General features: G+C 64.0%; 21 protein-coding genes. 9 read left to right on the plus strand and 12 right to left on the minus strand.

The window, feature by feature from the left end:
• Positions 1-22: 22 nt before the first annotated feature.
• Positions 23-763 carry a ferredoxin--NADP reductase gene (locus ACLF6L_RS14675; RefSeq protein WP_412851954.1) on the minus strand — a complete coding sequence of 247 codons (741 nt, stop codon included), beginning with the start codon at positions 761-763 and terminating at the stop codon, positions 23-25.
• A 178-nt stretch (positions 764-941) separates the two neighbouring features.
• Between ACLF6L_RS14675 and ACLF6L_RS14680 the strand changes: the two genes are divergently transcribed.
• Positions 942-1,763 (plus strand): TatD family hydrolase, encoded by an 822-nt coding sequence (locus ACLF6L_RS14680; protein ID WP_412851955.1) that lies wholly within the window; start codon positions 942-944, stop codon positions 1,761-1,763.
• Positions 1,764-1,889: 126 nt separating this feature from the next.
• Positions 1,890-3,620: a putative bifunctional diguanylate cyclase/phosphodiesterase gene (locus ACLF6L_RS14685; RefSeq protein WP_412851956.1), complete on the plus strand. Its 1,731-nt coding sequence runs from the start codon at positions 1,890-1,892 to the stop codon at positions 3,618-3,620.
• Here ACLF6L_RS14685 and ACLF6L_RS14690 read toward each other — a convergent pair whose 3' ends face one another.
• Genes ACLF6L_RS14690 through glyQ form a run of 5 tightly spaced genes read right to left on the minus strand, consistent with a single transcriptional unit; the run spans position 3,621 to position 8,621 of the window.
• Complete coding sequence (locus tag ACLF6L_RS14690; RefSeq protein WP_412851957.1) at positions 3,621-4,319, minus strand: fused DSP-PTPase phosphatase/NAD kinase-like protein; 699 nt, start codon at positions 4,317-4,319, stop codon at positions 3,621-3,623.
• The gene (locus tag ACLF6L_RS14695) at positions 4,297-5,064 is read right to left on the minus strand and encodes a lysophospholipid acyltransferase family protein (RefSeq protein ID WP_412851958.1); all 768 of its coding nucleotides are present in this window, start codon (positions 5,062-5,064) and stop codon (positions 4,297-4,299) included. The genes ACLF6L_RS14690 and ACLF6L_RS14695 overlap by 23 nt, the downstream gene beginning before the upstream one ends.
• Entirely contained in the window at positions 5,057-5,611 is a 555-nt protein-coding gene (gene gmhB / locus ACLF6L_RS14700) for a D-glycero-beta-D-manno-heptose 1,7-bisphosphate 7-phosphatase (protein ID WP_412851959.1), read from the minus strand. Before gmhB ends, ACLF6L_RS14695 begins: the two co-directional genes overlap by 8 nt.
• Positions 5,608-7,680, minus strand: coding sequence for a glycine--tRNA ligase subunit beta (gene glyS / locus ACLF6L_RS14705; RefSeq protein WP_412851960.1), 2,073 nt, complete (start codon positions 7,678-7,680; stop codon positions 5,608-5,610). Before glyS ends, gmhB begins: the two co-directional genes overlap by 4 nt.
• Positions 7,681-7,700: 20 nt before the next feature.
• On the minus strand, positions 7,701-8,621 hold the full coding sequence (gene glyQ, locus ACLF6L_RS14710; RefSeq protein ID WP_412851961.1) for a glycine--tRNA ligase subunit alpha: 921 nt from the start codon (positions 8,619-8,621) through the stop codon (positions 7,701-7,703).
• Positions 8,622-8,864: 243 nt separating this feature from the next.
• Between glyQ and ACLF6L_RS14715 the strand changes: the two genes are divergently transcribed.
• From ACLF6L_RS14715 to ntrC, 5 genes are all read left to right on the plus strand, one after another.
• Positions 8,865-10,016 carry a cation diffusion facilitator family transporter gene (locus ACLF6L_RS14715; protein WP_412851962.1) on the plus strand — a complete coding sequence of 384 codons (1,152 nt, stop codon included), beginning with the start codon at positions 8,865-8,867 and terminating at the stop codon, positions 10,014-10,016.
• Between the two features lie 258 nt (positions 10,017-10,274).
• Positions 10,275-11,684, plus strand: coding sequence for a glutamate--ammonia ligase (glnA, locus tag ACLF6L_RS14720; protein WP_200173647.1), 1,410 nt, complete (start codon positions 10,275-10,277; stop codon positions 11,682-11,684).
• A gap of 106 nt (positions 11,685-11,790) precedes the next feature.
• Positions 11,791-12,342 (plus strand): DUF4124 domain-containing protein, encoded by a 552-nt coding sequence (locus ACLF6L_RS14725; RefSeq protein ID WP_412851963.1) that lies wholly within the window; start codon positions 11,791-11,793, stop codon positions 12,340-12,342.
• Between the two features lie 229 nt (positions 12,343-12,571).
• Positions 12,572-13,639 carry a nitrogen regulation protein NR(II) gene (gene glnL, locus ACLF6L_RS14730; protein ID WP_412851964.1) on the plus strand — a complete coding sequence of 356 codons (1,068 nt, stop codon included), beginning with the start codon at positions 12,572-12,574 and terminating at the stop codon, positions 13,637-13,639.
• The gene (gene ntrC / locus ACLF6L_RS14735) at positions 13,632-15,047 is read left to right on the plus strand and encodes a nitrogen regulation protein NR(I) (protein WP_412851965.1); all 1,416 of its coding nucleotides are present in this window, start codon (positions 13,632-13,634) and stop codon (positions 15,045-15,047) included. The genes glnL and ntrC overlap by 8 nt, the downstream gene beginning before the upstream one ends.
• Before the next feature lie 73 nt (positions 15,048-15,120).
• Here ntrC and ACLF6L_RS14740 read toward each other — a convergent pair whose 3' ends face one another.
• Positions 15,121-16,068 (minus strand): dihydroorotate dehydrogenase, encoded by a 948-nt coding sequence (locus tag ACLF6L_RS14740; RefSeq protein ID WP_200173640.1) that lies wholly within the window; start codon positions 16,066-16,068, stop codon positions 15,121-15,123.
• On the opposite strand from ACLF6L_RS14740, the gene ACLF6L_RS14745 reads away from it, so the two are divergent.
• Positions 16,067-16,534: a tRNA (cytidine(34)-2'-O)-methyltransferase gene (locus ACLF6L_RS14745; RefSeq protein WP_412851966.1), complete on the plus strand. Its 468-nt coding sequence runs from the start codon at positions 16,067-16,069 to the stop codon at positions 16,532-16,534. The genes ACLF6L_RS14740 and ACLF6L_RS14745 overlap by 2 nt on opposite strands.
• Before the next feature lie 174 nt (positions 16,535-16,708).
• Here the strand turns inward: ACLF6L_RS14745 and ACLF6L_RS14750 are convergent, their stop codons facing one another.
• The 5 genes from ACLF6L_RS14750 to ACLF6L_RS14770 all read right to left on the minus strand — a co-directional run bounded on the left by ACLF6L_RS14750 (position 16,709) and on the right by ACLF6L_RS14770 (position 19,644).
• On the minus strand, positions 16,709-17,710 hold the full coding sequence (locus ACLF6L_RS14750) for an NAD(P)H-dependent glycerol-3-phosphate dehydrogenase (protein ID WP_412851967.1): 1,002 nt from the start codon (positions 17,708-17,710) through the stop codon (positions 16,709-16,711).
• Between the two features lie 12 nt (positions 17,711-17,722).
• On the minus strand, positions 17,723-18,247 hold the full coding sequence (secB, locus tag ACLF6L_RS14755; RefSeq protein ID WP_200173635.1) for a protein-export chaperone SecB: 525 nt from the start codon (positions 18,245-18,247) through the stop codon (positions 17,723-17,725).
• Between the two features lie 250 nt (positions 18,248-18,497).
• Positions 18,498-18,782 carry a glutaredoxin 3 gene (gene grxC, locus ACLF6L_RS14760; RefSeq protein WP_412851968.1) on the minus strand — a complete coding sequence of 95 codons (285 nt, stop codon included), beginning with the start codon at positions 18,780-18,782 and terminating at the stop codon, positions 18,498-18,500.
• A 12-nt stretch (positions 18,783-18,794) separates the two neighbouring features.
• The gene (locus tag ACLF6L_RS14765) at positions 18,795-19,223 is read right to left on the minus strand and encodes a rhodanese-like domain-containing protein (RefSeq protein WP_200173633.1); all 429 of its coding nucleotides are present in this window, start codon (positions 19,221-19,223) and stop codon (positions 18,795-18,797) included.
• Positions 19,224-19,320: 97 nt separating this feature from the next.
• Complete coding sequence (locus ACLF6L_RS14770) at positions 19,321-19,644, minus strand: ArsR/SmtB family transcription factor (RefSeq protein WP_412851969.1); 324 nt, start codon at positions 19,642-19,644, stop codon at positions 19,321-19,323.
• A gap of 150 nt (positions 19,645-19,794) precedes the next feature.
• Between ACLF6L_RS14770 and ACLF6L_RS14775 the strand changes: the two genes are divergently transcribed.
• The gene (locus ACLF6L_RS14775) at positions 19,795-20,952 is read left to right on the plus strand and encodes a murein hydrolase activator EnvC family protein (RefSeq protein WP_412851970.1); all 1,158 of its coding nucleotides are present in this window, start codon (positions 19,795-19,797) and stop codon (positions 20,950-20,952) included.
• The last annotated feature ends 72 nt before the right edge of the window (positions 20,953-21,024 follow it).

Raw genomic sequence — 21,024 nt, forward strand, 5'->3', positions numbered from 1 at the left:
CGGCCAGGTCACCCGCGGCCGGCTACCAGTAATTCTCCGTGGTGATGTGTCCGGGTTCCCGACGCCGGTTTCTGGTCATGCCCCGTGCCTTGAGTACCTCGCTGGTATCGCGGACCATGTCCGGATTGCCGCAGATCATCACCTGGGCCGCATCCGGGCCCAGTGGGAGACCCACATGGCGCTCCAGCAGACCTGTCTCTATGGCCGCAGGGATTCTCCCGGGCAAGGCCTCGGGCATATCCTCACGACTGACGAAGGGCACGAACCGGAACCGGGAACCATGGTCACGAAAGGTATCGATGGTGTCCTGGTAGGTCAGCTCCTCCCGGGTTCGCACGGCATGTACCAGTACGATGTGCTGGAAACGCTGCCAGGGTGCTTCCGTCTTGAGGATGGACAGATGGGGCCCCAGGGCGGTGCCGGTGGCGAACATCCACAGCACATCGGCATCGGGCACTTCATCCAGGGTGTAGAAACCATTGGCCTTGGCCATGACATCCACGGTGTCGCCAGGCCCCAGGGTGACCAGATGATTGGTCAGGGGACCTTCGGGGACGGTGATGAAATAAAAATCCAGCGGGCGCTCATCCGGTGCGTTCACATAGGAATAGGGACGCGCCACCCTCTCACCATCCACCATCACGGAGAGCCGGTTAAACTGCCCTGCCTTGAAGGGATCCACCGGTGCCTCCACTCTCAGGGAATAGAGCCGCTGGGTCCAGCGCTTGAGTTCCACCACTTCGCCAGTGAGCCATCCAGCCATGTTGTCTTCCTTACTCCGCCGGAACAATGTGTGACGGGATGATCCGGTCGGAGGCGATACGCCCCAAGACACGCTGACAGCAACCGAACAACCCAATGCACATAAGGTGACGCCGACGACAGGATTTTTCAACACCACGGGGAGTGCGACTTTGCCTATCCAACGGGAGTGTGATGCCTTGATCATCGACAGTCATTGCCATTTCGATGTCCCGGCCTTTGACAGGGATCGGGATACCTGCTGGCGCAATGCCTGGAATGCCGGGGTCCGTGCCCAGATATTGCCGGCCATCGACCGGGACGGATGGCCCCGAATCAAACAGGTGGCGGCCTCCCTGCCCGGCCTCTATCCCGCCTACGGCCTGCATCCGGTCTATCTGCACGCCCACCAACCGGCGGACATTGATGCACTGGACCAGTGGCTGCAACGGGAACCGGCCGTGGCCGTGGGGGAATGCGGCCTGGACTTTTATGTCGAAGGGCTGGACGAGCAGACACAGCAGACCTATTTCAGGGCACAACTGGATCTGGCCCTGACCCATGACCTCCCGGTCATCATCCATGCCCGGCGAGCCATGGACCAGGTCACCCAGGCATTGCGGCAACGGCCGGGCCTCAGGGGCGTCGTGCACAGCTTTTCCGGCAGCCGACAGCAAGCGGAAAAACTACTCGATCTGGGATTTTTCATCGGTATCGGCGGGCCGGTGACCTACCCACGGGCACAACGTCTGCGAAAGTTGGCGAGCTGGTTGCCCGCGGAGGCCATGCTGGTGGAAAGTGATGCCCCCGATCAGCCCGGCCAGGCTCACCGGGGGGACCGCAATCAACCTGCTTGGCTACCGGAGGTGATCGAGACACTGGCTGCCTTGCGGCACGAATCTCCGGAAGAAATCGCGAGCATCACCCGTGAAAACGCCATCCGTCTGTTTCGCCTGGGCAGCCTGCACCATATCCCCGATGATCCGGACCAGGCGCGGGTCATTCACAGTCCGATTCCGTGAAGGCAGACACAGTAGATGGTGATGACTTCAAGATGACGGTTGTGCATTATAGTGACGACAGGTGAATCTGGAGCCAGTCGCCGGAAAGCGCGTTGAGGCGGGCAGTTCCAATATGTTGCAAAGGACATGATGCAGCCCCCACCATCCCCGGATATCAGGCATCCCGACGTTGTACAGTTGGCGCAGCGCCTGAATCAGTTACTCGATCACGCCCCCTCACCCCTCTTTGCGGTAGATGATCAGGGGCGAATCACCTATGTCAATCAGGCGGCCCTGACATTCCTCGGTTATTCCCGTCCCGCCTTGCTGGGGCAATCGGCCCATACCCTGCTGATGAAGGCCGCCGAGGACGGCACACCCGTTCAATGGGAAGACTCCCCCATCCGTCAGACGCTCCTGGATGGACAGGCCCGGGACCACCTTGAAACCGTGCTGTGGCGCAAGGACCGCCACCCCCGGCATGTCCTGCTTTCCATCTCACCGCTGCGTCAGGCCTCCCGCATCAGTGGCGCGGCCATCGGTTTCAGTGATGCCACCGAATACCGCTCCCTCGCAACCCAACTGCACTACCTGGCCAGCCATGACCCCCTCACGGGACTGCTGAACCGCCGCGAAATGATGTTCCGACTGGAGCGGGCCATTCACGATGCCAGGAAAAACGACCATCGACACGCCCTGATCTACATGGATATTGATCAATTCAGGCTCGTCAATGACACCTGCGGCCATGAGGCGGGAGATGAACTGCTGCGGCAGATCGGCAACCTGCTGAGCGAGAGCATGCATCCCGGGGATTCCCTGGCACGGCTGAGCGGCGATGAATTTTCTCTCCTGCTGCTGAATGTTTCCCTCGAACAGGGCCTGGACCGGGCGGAAACCCTGCGCGAAGTCCTGCAGGGATTCCAGTTTCGCTGGGAACAACGGGACTTCAGCCTGAGTGCCAGCCTCGGTGTCGTGCCCGTCACTCCGCTCAGCAACCGCGGCATCGCCCTGATGGCGGCCGCGGACACCGCCTGCAATGCCGCCAAGGACAAGGGGCGCAATCGGGTCAGCGTTTTCAAGCAAAACGATACCGGATTACTGCGGCTGCAGGGAGAGATGCAATGGGTAAGCCGAATTCAATCGGCCATCAGGGACTCCCGGCTGATCCTCTTTGCACAACCGATCCAGGCGCTTTCGGAAGCCGAAGACAAGGGCACACATTTTGAAGTCCTGATCCGCATGAAGGAGGATCAAGATCAGCTGATCAGTCCAGGCGAGTTTCTGTCCGTGGCGGAACGATACAACCTGGCCACAGCCATTGACCGATATGTGATCCGGCAAAGCCTTGCCTGGCTGGCAGACCACCGGCCGTTACTGGAACTGCTTGATGCCTGCTCCATCAACCTCTCGGGACACTCGGTGGGTGATGCTCCTTTTCTCGACTTCCTGCTTGAAACCCTTGAACGCGTCAACGTTCCACCCGGGAAGATCTGTTTCGAAGTCACGGAAACCGTCGCCATCGCCAACCTCGACAATGCCAGCCAGTTGTTTTTTCACCTCAGCCAGATGGGCTGCCGATTCTCACTGGATGATTTCGGCAGCGGGATGTCTTCCTTCGGCTACCTCCGCACCCTGCCGGTCACCTATCTGAAGATTGACGGCACCTTTGTGCGTGACGTGGCTCAGGATGCCACCGACCGGGCCCTCGTCAGCTCCATCAACGACATTGCACACCTCATGGGCAAACAGACCATCGCCGAATACGTTGAGTCGGAGGCCATCCTGAAGATACTCAGGGAAATCGGGGTCAACCATGTACAGGGGCATTTCATCGGGGCACCCAGGCCACTGGAATCCATGGTGCTCGGGCGCTGACTACTCCCTGCGCAATACCCGGTCAACCAGGGCGTTCACGACCGGCTGGTGCCGAAAGGCCTTTTTCAGCGCCTTGCGATCGTAGCAGGTATCCACCCACTCCAGCAGGGGCATGGATGACTCCGCCGTGTCCTGAAGATAGGCCTCGAAGAAATGATCCAGCAGGCCGGTCTTGGCCCAGCGGTAATGAAAATAAGGCCACAGGCGCAACTGCCCTGTCTGCGTCAGGGGGACCCCCTCCATCCAGTGCAGATACAGGGTACTCATCAGCCCGGCCCGGTCCGCCCCGGACTTGCAATGAAACCAGACGGGATAGGCGATGCGATGGAGCAGGTCATGGGCCTCGTGAATCACCTCCGGGGTGGGCAGGTCCCGGGAGTGGAGCTTCAGATGATGCAGCGCCGCCCCCAGCCGTTCACAGGCGTCCGCCTCCAGGGCCAGCATGGGGTTGTCCGGCTCGTCCCCCCTCAGATTGATCACGGTGCGGATGCCATGACGGGGGATGCGCTGATACAGATGCCGGGGTGACGGCTGTCCCGAGCGCCAGGCCTGACCGGAAATCCGGTGAAAATTGGACAGACCGTACTCCCTCACCCAGCCGTCGTCCAGCCACAGGGCCCACAGGTAGGCCCGGCGCCGCCCGGATCGTGTGCCCGGATCCCAGCGCGGAGGCGCCTCATCCATGGGGTTGCCCTGCATCCGGCCCGGGCAATCCGCACAGCACCGCCGTACGGGACTCGATCCAGGCCTGGACATCCTTCATGATGGCCTCGGGCTTTCTGCCCTCGGTGGGGATGGGCGGCCCGACCTCCACCTGGATGGTCCCCGGATACTTGAGGAAGCTGTTGCGGGGCCAGAACAGGCCCGCATTGTGGGCCACCGGGATCACCGGCCGACCGCTGCGGGCCGCCAGCACCGCCCCGCCCACCTTGTAACGGCCCTGGTGGCCGGGCGGCGTCCGCGTTCCCTCCGGGAACAGGACCACCCACAATCCCCGGTCGAGCCGGTCCAATCCCTGAGCCACCAGCTGATCCATGGCCTTGCGGCCGGCGGCCCGGTCCAGGGCAATGGGTTCGAGCATGCCGATGGCCCAGCCGAAGAAGGGAATGCGCAACAGCTCCTGCTTGAGCACCCACACCTGGGGCGGGATGAACTGCTGCAGGGCGAGGGTCTCCCAGGCCGACTGGTGCTTGCACATCAGCACCCGGGCCTCGCCTCCCAGATGTTCGGTCCCGGTCACGGTATAGCGTAGCCCGCAGGTCAGCGTCAGCCACCACAGATTGAAGCGGGTCCACTGGGACAGCACCCGGAAACGGCCATGCCATTTCAGCGGCAGCAGCAGGGGGCTGAAGAGGGCGAACAGGACCGTGGACAGGGCCATGCCGACCCAGAACAGGCCCGCCCGCAGATACAACTCCGGTTTTGAAGAGGCAGGTTCAGTCATGAACTTGATCCGTTTCAGTCAGCAGATGTTCCACCACCTCGGCCAGGTCCGCAAAGACCAGCGTGCCCGCGGGTACCCGTCCTTCGGCGAGGGCCTTGAGGCCGTTGCCGGTCCGGACCAGGACCGGGGTACAACCGGCGGCGGCGGCGGCCTGGAGATCGCGCGGGGAATCACCCACGGCAGGAACCCCGGCCAGGGGCACGCTGAATGCCCGGCCGATGCGTTCGAACAGACCCGGCAGGGGCTTGCGGCAGTCGCAACCCTCATCCGGACCGTGGGGACAGTAGAAGATCCCGTCGATGCGCCCCCCCAGGGGCGCCAGGGTCGCCTCCATGTGCCGGTGGATGGCCCGCAGGGTGGGCAGATCGAACAGGCCCCGGGCCAGGCCCGACTGGTTGGTGGCCACCGCCACGCACCAGCCGGCCCGGGTCAGACGGGCGATGGCCTCCAGGCTTCCGGGCAACGGTACCCATTCCGCCGGCGACTTGATGTAGTCGGGGGAATCCCGGTTGATGACCCCGTCCCGATCCAGGATGACGAGCTTCACGGCAGCCGGGACAGGTCCGCTACCCGCAGGAACAGCCCCGCCAGGCGATTGAGCAACGCCACCCGGTTATCCCGCAGGGCCGGATCCTCGGCCATCACCATCACCTGATCGAAGAAGGCGTCCACGGGACCGCGCAGGGCCGCCAGCCGTGTCAGGCCCTCGGTGTACTCGCCCGCGTCCAGATGAGCGGCCACCGCCTCCCGTAACCCCTCCAGGTGGCGATGCAGATCCTGCTCCGCCGGCTCCGCCAGCAGGCCGGTCTCCACCCGGTCGGGCAGGCCGCCCTCCACCTTGCGCAGGATGTTGTGAATGCGCTTGTGCGCCGCCGCCAGGGCCTCGGCTTCCGGCAGTCCCAGGAAATGCTCCACCGCCCGCACCCGACGGTCGAAATCCAGGGGGCGGGTGGGCCGTACCGCCAGCACCGCCTCGAACACCTCGGGGCGGATGCCCCGGTCCAGGTAATAGGCCCGCAGACGCTCCATCACGTACTCCAGCACCTGGGGCACGGCCGGGACGGCGGGCACCCGGCCCTCGTAGCCTTCCGCGGTCTGTTGCAGCAGGGTTTCCAGATCCAGGGGCAACTCCAGTTCCACCAGGATGCGCAGCACCCCCAGGGCGGCCCGGCGCAGACCGAAGGGGTCCTTGGCGCCGGTGGGCTTCTGGCCGATGGCGAAGATCCCCACCAGGGTATCCAGACGGTCCGCCAGGGCCAGCACCCGACCCACCGGATCGGCCGGCAGGGCATCCCCCGCGTGGCGGGGCAGATACTGCTGCTCCAGGGCCGCGGCCACCGCCTCCGGCTCGCCGTCATGGGTGGCGTAGTAGCGCCCCATGGTGCCCTGCAGTTCGGTGAACTCGAACACCATCTGGGTCTGCAGGTCGCACTTGCTCAGCAGGGCGGCCCGGCGGGCCTGATCGGGATCGGCTCCCATGTCCCGGGCCAGCAGCCCCGCCAGACGGACCACCCGCAGGGTCTTGTCGTGCAGGCTGCCCAGCTTGTGCTGGAACACCACCGTCTTGAGGGCCTCCAGATGGCTCTCCAGGGGACGGCGACGATCCTGGTTCCAGAAGAATTCCGCGTCGGCAAAGCGGGGCCGGATCACCCGTTCGTTGCCCTCCCGCACCCGCTCCGGCGCCCGGGAGTCCACGTTGCTGATGGTGATGAAGTGGGGCATCAGGCGCCCTTCCCCGTCCACCACCGGGAAGTATTTCTGGTTGTCCTGCATGGTGGAGATCAGTGCCTCCTGGGGCACCTCCAGGAAACGGGCCTCGAAATGGCCCACCACCGCCACTGGCCATTCCACCAGAGCGGTCACCTCATCCAGCAGATCCGCCTCGATCACCGCCCGACCGCCCAGCTCGGCGGCGGCGGCCTCCACCTGGCCGCGAATGGCGGCGCGTCGGGCCTCGAAGTCCACCTTCACCCAGCCCTGGTTCTCCAGCAGCGGGGCATATTCGGACGGCGCGGACAGGGTCAGGGCCGCAGGGTGATGGAAGCGATGCCCCCGGGTCTCGCGCCCTGCCGGGATGCCCAGGATGGGGGCCTGAATGACTTCGGAACCCAGCAACATCACCACCCAATGCACCGGACGCACGAATTCCGCGTCACCATCGCCCCAGCGCATGCGCTTGGGAATGGGCAGGGCCGCCAGGGCGGCCTCGACGATGGCGGGCACCAGGGCGGCGGTGTCACGCCCCGGCTCCAGGTGACGATGCACCAGCCAGGCGCCCTTGTCCGTTTCCAGGCGCTCCAGGTCGGTCACCGCCACGCCGCAGGAGACGGCAAACCCCTGGGCGGCACGGGTGGGGTTACCCTGGGCATCGAAGGCGGCGGCCAGGGCCGGCCCCCGGCGCTCCATGGCCTGATCCGCCTGGCGCGGCGGCAGGCCCCTGACCCACACCACCAGACGGCGGGGCGCGGCATAGGCCACATGGTCAACGGGGTCAAGGCCGGCATCCGCCAGTCCCTTGACGACGCCGTCCGCAAAGGCATCCCGCAACCCCTTGAGGGCCTTGGGCGGCAGCTCTTCGGTGCCGATCTCGATCAGAAGATCCTGTGTCTCGCTCATGATATTGATCCAGTCCCAGGTCAGGTGCGTTCGGCCTTGGCCGCGTCGGGGAGCATGGGGAAACCCAGCTGTTCACGGGCGGCGTAGTAGGCCTCGGCGACGGCGCGGGCCAGTTCACGCACCCGCAGGATGTAGCGTTGCCGCTCGGTGACGGAGATGGCGCGCCGGGCATCCAGCAGGTTGAAGGTATGGGAGGCCTTGAGCATCTGCTCGTAGGCCGGCAAGGGCAGACCCTGGGCGATGAGGTGCTTGCTCTGTTGCTCGCAGGTTTCGAACCAGCCGAACAGGGAAGCCACATCGGCATGTTCGAAATTGTAGGTGGACTGTTCCACCTCGTTCTGGTGGTAGACGTCACCGTAGGTGACCACACCCTGGGGACCCCGTGTCCAGACCAGGTCGTAGACGCTCTCCACCCCCTGCAGGTACATGGCGATGCGCTCCAGACCGTAGGTGATCTCGCCGCTCACCGGCCGGCAGTCCAGGCCGCCCACCTGCTGGAAATAGGTGAACTGGGTCACCTCCATGCCGTTGAGCCAGACCTCCCAGCCCAGGCCCCAGGCGCCCAGGGTGGGGGATTCCCAGTTGTCTTCCACAAAGCGGATGTCATGGACCAGGGGGTCGATGCCCAGGGCCTGCAGGGAACCCAGATAGAGCTGCTGGATGTCCGGCGGCGAAGGCTTGAGCAGCACCTGGAACTGGTAATAGTGCTGCAGCCGGTTGGGGTTTTCCCCGTAGCGGCCGTCGGTGGGACGGCGGGAGGGCTGCACATAGGCGGTGCGCCAGGGTTCCGGGCCGATGGCCCGCAGGAAGGTGGCGGAATGGAAGGTACCCGCTCCCATTTCCATGTCGTAGGGCTGGAGCAGCACGCAACCGTGGCCCGCCCAGTAGTCCTGCAGGGCCAGGATGAGGCCCTGGAAGGTAGAGACGTCGTGAGAAGACATGAGGATCGACCCGAGTGATTCGTGGATGGCGCGACCCCGATCATGGGTCGTGCAAAGCCTGACAGTATAACGGTGGCCGGTGGCGGGCGCCCAGTCCCGTGCGTGACCGGATCGGCCCCGCGGCTCCCTGCTCGCCGACAGAGCCTCAATGGGAGATGGGGCTGGGCGCCCATGTCACCAGGGTTTACAATCTCGCTTCCCGAAGCCGTGCCCACCCGGGCCCATCCCTGCACGAGACTCCCCATGTCAGCCGGGCTCCCCAGCGAACAGCGTTATCAGGCCATGCGCCGTGTCACCCTCATCGGCGCCATGACCAACCTGAGCCTGGCGACGGCACAGATCATCGGCGGCTGGATCAGTCACTCCCAGGCCCTGATCGCCGACGGCGTCCACACCCTCTCCGACCTGATCAGCGATATCATGGTCCTGTTCGCCGCCCGCAAGGCCAACGAAGCCGCCGACACCAATCATCCCTATGGCCACGGCCGCATCGAGACCCTGGCCACCGTGGCGGTGGGACTGATCCTGGCCGGCGTGGCCGTGGGCATCATGACCGATGCCGCCCGACGCCTGCTGAACCCGGAAGAACTCCTGAGCCCCACCCCCCTAGCCCTGATCCTGGCGGCGATCGCCATCATCAGCAAGGAGGCCCTGTACCACTACACCATGCGCGTGGCCAAAAGGGTTCGCTCGCGCATGCTGGAGGCCAACGCCTGGCACCACCGCTCCGACGTGGTCTCGTCGGTGGTGGTGCTGGTGGGCGTAGGCGCCACCCTGGCCGGCCTGCCCTTCATGGATGCCGTGGCGGCCATCCTGGTGGCCCTGCTCATCGGCCACATGGGGGGCAAGCTGATCTGGAACAGCGCCCGGGAACTCATCGATACCGGGGTGGAGGCGGAGGAGCAGGAACGCATGCTGGAGGCGGTGCGCCGCCTGGACGGCATCCAGGGGGTTCACGGCCTACGCACCCGGCGCATGGCGGGCACCCTGCTGGCGGATATCCATGTTCAGGTCGCGCCCCGCATCAGCGTCTCCGAGGGCCATCACATCGCGGATGCCGTCTGCGTGGCCATGCACGGGGTCCAGGACGAACTGGGGGACATCCTGGTCCATATCGATCCGGAAGACGATCAGCAAGAAGCCCCGAGCAGCCATCTGCCCAATCGCACCGAGATGCTCGAACGCCTGCGGGCGCAATGGCATGACGTACCGGCATCCCGGCATGTGGACCCGGTGATCATCCATTATCTTCAGGGGAAGGTGCACCTGGAGCTGCAGTTGCCCCTCGGGCTTTTCAACAACCTGGCGGAGGCCCAGGCCGTTGCCCGTCAACTGGTGACGGCGAGCCTGCGTGCAGAGGATGTGGGTCAGGTAGAGGTGCTGTTCCGGCACTGACAGGCACCGCTGACGGGCATTGTTCACGAAAAGACACACACCAAACGCCCCAAAACAGCGCAAAATACCTAAAAACGCACTAAGATTGCGCATGCGATCATTGAGCAAGCCCAAAAATTCGCACCAAAAGGCCTCCGCAACCCAGCTCAACACCATGGCACGCTTCATGCTTCCCATGGTTCGACCGAATTGAACGCCCGCACCGCGCGGGAATCCGTTTCAACAGGCCTCTCTCATTCAAGCCCTGGAGGAGTACGCATGTCAGCAGCAGACGTTCTGAATATGATCAAGGAAAACGGCGCCAAATTCGTCGATTTCCGTTTTGTGGACAGCCGCGGCAAGGAACAGCACGTGACCGTGCCCGCCCACACCGTCGATGAGGACGTGCTGGAAGGCGGCAAGATGTTCGACGGCTCCTCCATCGCCGGCTGGAAGGGCATCAACGAATCCGACATGATCCTCATGCCCGATGTGGATACCGCCGTCATGGATCCCTTCTTTGACGAGCCTACCCTGAACCTGCGCTGCGACGTGGTGGAACCGGCCACCATGCAGGGCTATGACCGCTGCCCCCGCTCCCTGGCCAAGCGCGCCGAGGCCTATCTGGCCAGCACCGGCATCGCCGACACCTGCCTGTGGGGTCCGGAAAACGAATTCTTCGTCTTTGACGACATCAAGTGGGGCAACTCCATTCAGGGCGCCTTCTTCAAGATCGACTCCGACGAGGCCTCCTGGAACTCCGAAAAGGTGTTCGAAGACGGCAACATCGGTCACCGCCCCTCCGTGAAGGGCGGCTACTTCCCGGTTCCCCCGGTGGACAGCCTGCAGGACCTGCGCTCCGCCATGTGCCTGGTGCTGGAGGAAATGGGCCTCAAGACCGAAGTGCACCACCACGAAGTGGCCACCGCCGGCCAGTGCGAGATCGGTGTCGGCGCCGGCACCCTGACCCGCAAGGCCGACGAGGTACTGATCCTCAAGTACGTGATCCAGAATGTGGCCCACAACTACGGCAAGACCGCCACCTTCATGCCCAAGCCTCTGGTGGGCGATAACGGCAGCGGCATGCACGTGCACCAGTCCCTGGCCAAGGACGGGCAGAACCTGTTTGCCGGCGACAAGTACGGCGGCCTGTCCGAAACCGCCCTGTACTACATCGGCGGCATCATCAAGCACGCCCGCGCCCTGAACGCCTTCACCAACGCCTCCACCAACAGCTACAAGCGTCTGGTGCCCGGCTTCGAAGCCCCGGTGATGCTGGCCTACTCCGCCCGCAACCGTTCCGCTTCCATCCGGATTCCGTGGGTGTCCAGCCCCAAGGCCCGCCGCATCGAGGTGCGCTTCCCGGACTCCACCGCCAACCCCTACCTGGCCTTCTCCGCCATGCTGATGGCCGGCCTGGACGGCATCCAGAACAAGATCCATCCCGGCGAGGCCATGGACAAGAACCTGTACGACCTGCCTCCCGAAGAGGAAAAGCAGATCCCGCAGGTCTGCCATGCCCTGGACCAGGCTCTGGAAGCCCTCAACAAGGACCGCGCCTTCCTGACCGCCGGCGGCGTATTCACCGACGACATGATCGATGCCTACATTGATCTGAAGATGGAAGAAGTGACCCGCCTGCGCATGACCACCCACCCGGTGGAGTTCGATCTGTACTACAGTCTGTAAGTACAAGACGGGCCACGGTCCAGAACGCAAAACCCCCGGCTTGCCGGGGGTTTTGCTTTTCTGTATTACAGACCACAAGACCAGAGCGGAAACACAGGACGACATCATGCCCCTGCTGCCATTGCTGTTGCTGTTGCTGCTACCGGCCCAGCCCGCCCATGCCCAGATCTACCACTGGATCGATGAACAGGGCCGCACCACCTTCGGTGACACGCCGCCGGAAGGCGTGGAGGCACGCCCCGTCCATGTTGAGCAGCCCACAACCACCCCCGGGCTACCCGAAATCCGGCGCACGCCCACCGCACCCGATGAAACCGCCGAGCGGGAAGCGGCGGAAACCTACCAGCAACTCTCCATCAGCAGCCCCGAAAATGCCGGGGTCGTACGCACCAATATTGAACAGGTATCGGTTGCGCTTCACCTGACCCCGGAACTTCAGACCGACAAGGGCCACCGCATCCGCATCCGCCTGGACGGCAACGCCACCACCATCACCCAGACCCCAAGAACCACGCTGCAGAACGTGACCCCGGGGACACACACACTGCAGGCGGAGATCCTGGATCGCGACGGGAACGTCCTGATCCGCTCCGAAACAACCACATTCCATCTTTTGCGCACCACTGTGCAGCAGCAATCCCGCCCCCGCGCACCCTGACGATGTCATCAGGGCAGTCCACGGCAGCATGTCCGGGCCCGGAAAAGTCACTTGACCACGCCATTGCACCACCATGGTGCGTGCTATGATCCCAGGATGCCCACACGCCCGACGGGGATATTCCGGCCCAGACATGAATAGCTGAAGCCTGCCGCCGACTTCCTGGACAACCTCGCCGGCCCCCTTGTGCCCGCCCGCACTGGCCCGATTTTTGCATTGGGGAGTCTGTATGCCTCAAGATCACAACCTGCATCGACAGTTACTGGAAACCCTGACCACCGCCGTCCTGGTAACGGACGCCCGATTGTGTCTGGTCTACATGAACCCGGCGGCGGAAATGCTGATGGAGATGAGCCTGAACCGGATTCAGGGACTGTCCATCCAAGGGCTGTTTCGTGAGGACGAAACCTTCATCACCAGCCTGCGACAGTCCCTTGAAACCGGCCACCCCTTCACGGAACGGGAACGACTTCTAGGGCTGCACTACGCCCGTGAAGTCACCGTGGATCTGACCGCTTCCCCCATCTCCGAGCCGGGGCACCCCCGCCAACTCCTGGTGGAACTGATCCAGGTCGACCGGCAGCTGCGCATCACCCGGGAAGAACAACTCCTCAACCAGCAATCCGCCACCCGGGCACTGGTTCGCGGCCTGGCCCATGAGATCAAGAATCCCCTGGGCGGACTTCGCGGCGCGGCCCAACTGCTGGAACGGGAACTGCCGGACCCGGAGCTAAGGGAATACACCCGCATCATCATCGGCGAGGCGGACCGCCTGCAAAATCTGGTCAACCGCATGCTGGGTCCAAACAGCCTGCCCCAGTGCAGGCGCCTGAACATTCACAGGGTACTGGAGCATGTGCGCAGCCTGGTGAGCGTGGAGGCCCCGGAAGGCATTCAGATCCAAACCGACTATGACCCCAGCATTCCCGACGTCAACGCCGACCAGGACATGCTGATCCAGTCGGTACTCAATATCGTGCGCAACGCGGTGCAGGCCATGGGTGACACCGGGAAAATCAGACTGAGGACCCGGGTGCGACGCCAGTACACCATCGGCCAGATCCGCCACAAGCTGGTGGCCCTGATCCAGGTGATCGACGACGGGCCGGGCATCAGCGAGGACATCCGCGAGCGCATCTTTTTCCCCATGGTCTCGGGTCGCGCCGGCGGCACGGGACTCGGGCTCTCCATCGCCCAGTCACTGCTCAACCAGATGGGCGGCCTGATCGAATGCACTTCCCGTCCTGGGCAGACAGTATTCTCACTGCTGATCCCCGTGGAGCTTATGGATGACTAGACGCGAACACATATGGGTCATTGATGACGACCGCTCCATCCGATGGGTGCTGGAACGGGCGATGAACAAGGCGGGCATCGAAGTCACCTCCTTCGCCTCCGCCTCGGAGGCGCTGGAGTGCTTTGAACGTGATGCCCCCGATGCCCTGGTGACCGACATTCGCATGCCGGGCATGGATGGCCTGGAACTGCTCAGCCGGCTGCAGCGCGAACACCCCGAGCTGCCCGTCATCATCATGACCGCCCACTCGGACCTGGAAAGCGCAGTCTCTGCGTATCAGGGCGGCGCTTTCGAATATCTGCCCAAGCCCTTCGACGTGGACGATGCCGTCTCGCTGGTGAAGCGGGCCTGCCAGGCCCGCAGGGAACGCGGCCGGGAAGAGCCGTCGGGCAACAGCAAGACCCCGGAGATCATCGGCGAGGCGCCGGCCATGCAGGAGGTGTTCCGCGCCATCGGACGGCTGTCCCGCTCCAACATCACCGTCCTCATCAACGGTGAGTCGGGCACCGGCAAGGAACTGGTGGCCCATGCCCTGCACCGCCACAGCCCCCGTGCCCACATGCCCTTCATCGCCCTGAACACCGCCGCCATCCCCAAGGATCTGCTGGAATCAGAGCTGTTCGGTCACGAGAAGGGCGCCTTCACCGGTGCCCAGAGCGCCCGGCGCGGACGCTTCGAGCAGGCGGACGGCGGCACCCTGTTCCTGGACGAGATCGGCGACATGCCGGCTGAGCTGCAGACCCGCTTGCTGCGGGTATTGGCGGACGGCGAATTCTACCGGGTCGGCGGACACATGCCGGTGAAGGTGGATGTGCGCATCATCGCCGCCACCCACCAGAACCTGGAAAGCCGGGTCCAGGAGGGCCTGTTCCGGGAAGACCTGTTCCATAGGCTGAACGTGATCCGCATTCACGTCCCGGCCCTGCGGGAACGGCGCCAGGACATCCCCCTGCTGCTGAATCACTTCCTGGGCACGGCGGCGGCCGAGCTGAACGTGGAACGCAAGGTGCCGCTGCCGGAGGTACTGGATTATCTTTCGGCCCTGGACTGGCCCGGCAACGTGCGACAACTGGAGAACCTGTGCCGCTGGCTCACGGTCATGGCCTCGGGCCGTGAAATCCATACCAACGACCTGCCACCGGAGCTGCACGAGCGCTCCGGCAACACCCATGGCGGCGGCTGGGAGGAAGAACTGGCCCACTGGGCCGAGCAGGAGCTGGCGCGGGGCAATGCCTCACTACTGGATCGCGCCACCCCGGCCTTCGAACGCATCATGATCAGGGCCGCCCTGAAAAAGACCGGCGGGCGGCGCCAGGATGCGGCAAGACTGCTGGGCTGGGGACGCAATACGCTCACCCGCAAGATCAACGAACTGAACATGGATGAAGGCGAGGACCTGGGGGCCTGAAGAACCGGCCCCCACCCCTTCATGCCGGATTGACTTGAATCAGCAGGTGACGCAACCCGGACCCGGCGTGGATTCAATTGAGCTGCAGGGAGCCGGTCAACTCGGACACATGGCCAAAACCATGGCGCCGCAGGTAATCCTGGATACCGGCATTGATCTTCTGGCACAGCAGCGGATCATAGAACAGCCCCGTTCCCACCCCGACCGCGGTGGCGCCCGCCAGCAGGAACTCGATGGCGTCGGTGGCGCTGGCCACCCCGCCCTGACCGATGATGGGCACCCCGTGGGGCCTGGCTACCTGATAGACCTGATGGACCCGCAGCAGGGCCACCGGCTTGATGGCCGGACCGGACAGGCCGCCCTGATTGTTGCCGATCACGGTGCGGCGGCGCTCGGCATCAATGGCCATGCCCATCAGGGTATTGATGGCGGAAAAGGCATCGGTACCGGCCTCAATGCAGCGACGGGCATTGGCCGCGATATCCGTCTGATTGGGTGACAGCTTGGTGATCAGCGGCTTGCCGGTAGCCTTGCGGCAGGCCTCCACCACCCGGGCGGACATGTCCGGATCATTGCCGAAGGCCACGCCGCCTTCCTTCACGTTGGGGCAGGAGATGTTGATCTCGATGGCATCCACCGGAGAATCGTCAAAACGGCGGGTGACCTCAATGTATTCCTCGATGGTGGAACCTGAGACGTTGGCGATGAAGCGGGTCTCGTCATAGTCCAGACCGGGCAGGATCTCGTCCACCACGAAGTCCACCCCGGGGTTCTGCAGGCCGATGGCATTGAGCATGCCGCCGGGGGTCTCGTAGACCCGGTGAGGGGCATTGCCCGGACGGGCCTGACCCGTGGTGCCCTTGAGGCAGATGGCGCCCACATGGCGATTGGAGAAACCCGCCACACGGGTATACTCCTCGCCGAACCCCACGCAGCCCGAGAGCAGCACCAGGGGGGAGGCCATGGAAAGCCCGCAGAAATCGATCGCAAGGGCCTGTTTAGGGGAAGTGTCGACTGGCATGTTTCACATCGTCCTGTATCAACCGGAGATACCGCCCAACACGGGCAACGTCATGCGCCTGGCGGCCAATAGCGGCTGCCGGCTGCACCTGATCCACCCGCTGGGGTTCACGCTGGATGACGCGCGCCTGCGGCGCGCAGGGCTGGATTATCGGGATCTGGCTCCGGTGACGGAGTATGACAGCCTGAAGGCCTTCTCGGAAGCCGTACAGCCACGACGGGTGTTCGCCCTGTCCACCCGAGGCAGCCGGATTTACAGCGAGGTGGCGTTCCAACCGGGGGATGCCTTCCTGTTCGGCCCCGAAACCCGGGGCCTGCCGGATGCGGTGCTGGAGCACCTGCCCGGGGAGCAACGCCTGCGCATCCCCATGGTGCCGGGAAGCCGCAGCCTCAACCTGTCCAACTCGGTGGCCGTGGTGGTAATGGAGGCCTGGCGGCAACTAGGCTACCCCGGTGCCGCCACCTGAGGATGTGCAGGAAGAGTCATTTCCGCGCCCCACCCGTCATTCCCGGCGCGAAGATGACGGTGTTATTCCCCGCGAAGATGACGCTGTTTCACCACGGGAGCGGCGGTGTTTTCCTGAACGTCTCCTGACACGACATGCGCAATCCCGAATCAAAGGGGTCGCCGGAAGACGGCTCTAGAACTCCGGCTTGGGATCCCGGCTCAGCAGCTCTTCCACCGCCGCCATCGGCGCCAGACCCTCATAGAGAACCCGGTACACCTGCCGGCAGATGGGCATGTCCACTTGCAGGGCAGCCGCCTTGGCCACCGCCACACGGGCCGTGCGCACCCCCTCCACCGCCTGACCAATGGCGGCCACCGCCTCCTCCATCCCCTGCCCCTGCCCAAGGGCCAGGCCGAGGCGACGGTTACGGGACTGGTTGTCGGTACAGGTCAGCACCAGATCCCCCAGGCCAGACAACCCCATCAGCGTCTCGTTGCGGGCGCCGGTGGCGGCCCCCAGGCGCATCAGTTCGGCCAGCCCCCGGGTGATCAGCGCGGCACGGGCATTGGCACCGAAACCCAGACCGTCGGAAACACCCGCGGCAATGGCCAGCACATTCTTGAAGGCACCCCCCAGCTGTACACCCACCACGTCGTCGCTGGTGTACACCCGCAGCGTGCCCCCGGCCAGCCAGGCACGTGCATCTTCGGCAAATACCGGATCCGGCGCGGCCAGAGTCAATGCGGTAGGCAGGCCACGCCCCAGCTCGGAAGCGAAGGAAGGACCGGAAGCCACCCCCCAGTGCACATCTCCGGGAAGTTCTTCCAGCACCAGCTCATGCAGCCAGCGGGTGGTTTCCAGATCCAGACCCTTGGTGGCCCACACCAGCCCTCGCCCCGGCAGATGCGGGGCGATACGGCGCAGGATGTCGTGAAAGCCACTGCTGGGCACGGCCAGCAACACCCGGTCAGCCTCGGACACCATGGCATCCAGATCATCGCCGGGTGTCAGGGTCGCGGGGAACGGGGCATCCGGCAGATAGCGGGCATTGCGACCGGCGGCCCTCATCTCCGACATCCGGCCGCCGTCACGGCCCCACAGGCCGACCTTCAGCCCCTTGCGGGCAAGATGGATGGCCAGCGCCGTCCCCCAGGAGCCGGCGCCAAGGACCGCCACATGACGCACGTCACGCATGAATGCTGAAACTCAGTTCAGGGGCGTCGGCGCGGCATTGGCATCACCGCCCTGGGCCGCCTGCTGCTCGTTTCTCAGTTTCTGCGCATACAGGGCATCAAAATTGACCGGGGCCAGCAGCATTTGCGGGAAACCACCGCGGGTGACCAGATCGGAGATCGCCTCGCGGGCAAAGGGGAACAACAGATTGGGGCAGTAAGCCGCCAGCAGCGGACCCATTTGATCCTGGGGGATCCCCCGCAGCACAAAGGCGCCAGCCTGCTTCACCTCCACCAGATAGGCTGCCTTGTCCTGGGACTTGGTGGTCACAGTCACCGTCAGCTCCACCTCGAAGAGACCATTCTCATCCAGGGGGCGGGCCTGGGAATTCAGCTGCACCTGAGTCTCCGGCTTCCACTCGCGGGTAAAGACGGCGGGGGAGTTGGGCGATTCGAAGGAAATGTCCTTCACATAAATCTTCTGCAGCCCGAACTCCTGCTGCGGCTGTCCCTGGGCAGCGCCATCGGCGTTGGGTTTGGGTGCCATATTTTCCGTCATGGTGACTCCAGTGACTGGTTGGGTAACAAGATGATCCGACGGGCAATGATAGGGGGAGCGCCCCAGGGCTGCAAATCAGGCGGAAACCGCCGGTACCTGGACACCCGGAACCCTGTCTTTCAACACAGCCAACACAGCTGGGCCAGTCCGGGCAGGCATCGCTCCAAACCGGGCATCAACGGGATCCGCGCAGCCCCCAAAGTGGGAAAGTCACCTGACGGGAGAAGAAACCGGGCCGGCAGGGCCCGCCTCAATCACTCACCAGACCCAACAGGACATCCAGCTCGCCCCGGCGATCAAGCTCCACCAGATCGGTGTACCCACCCAGATGCCGGTCTCCGACAAACACCTGAGGCACCGTTTCCCGCCCTGATCGTCGCTCCATCAGCTCGCGCTGTGCCGGATCCTGATCCACCCGTATCTCATCGAAGGACACACCCTTGCCCTTGAGCAGTCGCCGGGCCAGCATGCAGAAGACGCAGGAACCCGTGCCGTACATCACCACGTCATGGCCGGGGGAAGACGATGAATCCAACGCGGGAGCCCTTTATTTCTTGCTCAGGGGCAGACTGGCTGACTCCCATGCCAGGACGCCACCCTGGAGATTGACCACGTTCTGGAAACCGTCCTTGACCAGGGTGTTGCAGGCCTGACCGGAACGGGCGCCGGTCTGGCAGTAAACGATGACGGTCTTGTCCTTGAACTTGCCGATCTCGGTGACACGGTCCTTGAACTTGGTCAGGGGAATGTGGCGGGCACCGGCAATCTTGCCGGTCTGGCGGGCCTCGGCCTCCTCGCGGACATCCACCACGACGGTCTGATCCTGATTCATGATCCGGACCACTTCAGCCGGCCCGAGCACCTTGTACTTTCTCGTAAGACGGGTGTATTCGGTGTAGCCGATGGCACCAATGACAGCCGCCAGCAGACCGAACAGGAGGGGATGATTGGCAATAAACTCCAGGTATTGGTCCATGGATCGCTCAAGACTCGTGAATCATTGGAAAGGGCGCATTCTGAAGCCATGCGCCCCCGCGGGCAAGTCGGCCGATCCCGCGCATGAGCCGAAAGACCTAAAGGGAACGACAGAACACCTCCTGCATCATACCGATCAGACGCAGGGTCCTGGCATCACTGACCCGGTAATAGACACGGTTGGCATCCTTGCGGGAGGCCAGAATGCCCTTGTCGCGCAGAATGGCCAGGTGCTGGGATATATTGCTCTGGGAGGTCCCCACATGATCGACGATCTCCTGCACGCTCACCTCCCTGTCACCCAGGACACAGAGGATCTTGAGGCGCAGGGGATGGGCCATGGCCTTGAGGGAGCGGGAGGCACGCTCGATATCTTCCTCCTTGCTCAAAAGATCGGGAATCATGTCGGATACTGTGTTCATGGAGGCTTGAGGCCGGTCAGGTTGCCACCTTGGCCATGGACCTGATGGCGATATATTAGTATTGGATGATTAGATTATGATCTTTATCAAAAATATTTCAACGATTTTACGTATCTGCCACCCATGATACCCCGGCCACGCCACCTCGTTATGGCCCTGCTCATCCCCTTGCTGGGTCTTCCCTCCCATCTTCCGGCCGGCACGGAGCGGGAAGAGGCCGTGCGGCGCCTGGAGCAGGTGCAACGACAGATCCAGCAGGTCCGGGGGCGTCTGGAAGCGGCCCGAGGGGAGCAGGGCCGGCTGGAGGCACAGTTGCGGGAAATGGAACGCGCCATGGCGCAGACCGCCCGGGATCTGGCCACCAGCGAAGAGGCCCTCAAGACCACGGAGGCCCGTCTGCGGGAACTGGAACGCCGGCAACGGGACGAGATGGCCAGACTGGAGGCCCATCGCACCGCCCTGGCCACCCAACTCCGCAGCGCCTACCAGGCCGGCAGGCAGGATCATCTGAAGCTGCTTCTCAACCAGGAAGACCCCGCCCGGGTCGGGCGCATGCTGGTGTATTACGAGCACTACAACCGTGCCCGGCATGCCCGGATCGAGGCCGCCACCCAGGCCCTGGCGGCACTGGCCGAGACCCGCCACCAGCTCGACCTGACCCGCCTGCAACAGACCGAACAGCGTCGCACCCTGCTGGCGCACCAGGACCAGCTGGAACGGCAACGCCGGGAACGGGCCCAGGTCCTGGAGAAACTGCGCCGGGAAATCGCCCAGGCGGGTACGTCACTCTCCCGCCTGCAGACGGACCAGGAGAGCCTCGAAGAACTGCTCAAGACCCTGGACCGGGTCCTGAGCGACATTCCCGACGATGCCCTGCCGAACCAGGCCTTTGCCGACCGGCATGGCAAACTGCCGTTCCCCGTCCAGGGGGAGGTCATTCACCGTTTCGGCAGCACCCGGGACAGCGGCACCGGGCGCCGCTGGCAGGGTCTGGTCATCGGCGCCCGGGAGGGAGAACCCGTCAAGGCCATTCACCACGGCCGGGTCGCCTTCGCCGACTGGATGCGGGGGTTCGGCATGCTGCTGATCATCGACCACGGCGGTGGCTACATGACCCTGTACGGGCATAACCAGGCGCTTTACAAGTCACCGGGAGACTGGGTGCAGGCCGGCGACCTGATTGCCCGGGTGGGGGACAGCGGCGGCAGTGAACGGGCGGGCCTGTATTTCGAGATTCGTCATAAAGGCAGTCCGGTGAACCCCTCCCAATGGTGCGACTCTAAGCTCCCAGTGGTAGGCTCTCGCTAACAAGCGCAACATAGGGGCCATCCGGTCAGATGATCCGCATCGATCAAGCCCTCAATCGCCCCCCCAATACAG

Source organism: Ectothiorhodospira shaposhnikovii (genome assembly GCF_047222355.1).
Classification (GTDB): Bacteria; Pseudomonadota; Gammaproteobacteria; order Ectothiorhodospirales; family Ectothiorhodospiraceae; genus Ectothiorhodospira.

Bases quoted from the DNA above. Each gene is read 5' to 3' on its own strand.
- ACLF6L_RS14695 (WP_412851958.1), bottom strand. From the start codon at position 5,064: ATGACTGAACCTGCCTCTTCAAAACCGGAGTTGTATCTGCGGGCGGGC.
- ACLF6L_RS14765 (WP_200173633.1), bottom strand. From the start codon at position 19,223: ATGGACCAATACCTGGAGTTTATTGCCAATCATCCCCTCCTGTTCGGT.
- ACLF6L_RS14745 (WP_412851966.1), top strand. From the start codon at position 16,067: ATGTTTCACATCGTCCTGTATCAACCGGAGATACCGCCCAACACGGGC.
- ntrC (WP_412851965.1), top strand. From the start codon at position 13,632: ATGACTAGACGCGAACACATATGGGTCATTGATGACGACCGCTCCATC.
- ACLF6L_RS14750 (WP_412851967.1), bottom strand. From the start codon at position 17,710: ATGCGTGACGTGCGTCATGTGGCGGTCCTTGGCGCCGGCTCCTGGGGG.
- ACLF6L_RS14690 (WP_412851957.1), bottom strand. From the start codon at position 4,319: ATGCAGGGCAACCCCATGGATGAGGCGCCTCCGCGCTGGGATCCGGGC.
- glnA (WP_200173647.1), top strand. From the start codon at position 10,275: ATGTCAGCAGCAGACGTTCTGAATATGATCAAGGAAAACGGCGCCAAA.
- ACLF6L_RS14685 (WP_412851956.1), top strand. From the start codon at position 1,890: ATGATGCAGCCCCCACCATCCCCGGATATCAGGCATCCCGACGTTGTA.
- ACLF6L_RS14770 (WP_412851969.1), bottom strand. From the start codon at position 19,644: ATGAACACAGTATCCGACATGATTCCCGATCTTTTGAGCAAGGAGGAA.
- ACLF6L_RS14740 (WP_200173640.1), bottom strand. From the start codon at position 16,068: ATGCCAGTCGACACTTCCCCTAAACAGGCCCTTGCGATCGATTTCTGC.
- glnL (WP_412851964.1), top strand. From the start codon at position 12,572: ATGCCTCAAGATCACAACCTGCATCGACAGTTACTGGAAACCCTGACC.
- ACLF6L_RS14715 (WP_412851962.1), top strand. From the start codon at position 8,865: ATGTCAGCCGGGCTCCCCAGCGAACAGCGTTATCAGGCCATGCGCCGT.
- glyS (WP_412851960.1), bottom strand. From the start codon at position 7,680: ATGAGCGAGACACAGGATCTTCTGATCGAGATCGGCACCGAAGAGCTG.
- ACLF6L_RS14725 (WP_412851963.1), top strand. From the start codon at position 11,791: ATGCCCCTGCTGCCATTGCTGTTGCTGTTGCTGCTACCGGCCCAGCCC.
- glyQ (WP_412851961.1), bottom strand. From the start codon at position 8,621: ATGTCTTCTCACGACGTCTCTACCTTCCAGGGCCTCATCCTGGCCCTG.
- ACLF6L_RS14675 (WP_412851954.1), bottom strand. From the start codon at position 763: ATGGCTGGATGGCTCACTGGCGAAGTGGTGGAACTCAAGCGCTGGACC.
- ACLF6L_RS14775 (WP_412851970.1), top strand. From the start codon at position 19,795: ATGGCCCTGCTCATCCCCTTGCTGGGTCTTCCCTCCCATCTTCCGGCC.
- secB (WP_200173635.1), bottom strand. From the start codon at position 18,247: ATGACGGAAAATATGGCACCCAAACCCAACGCCGATGGCGCTGCCCAG.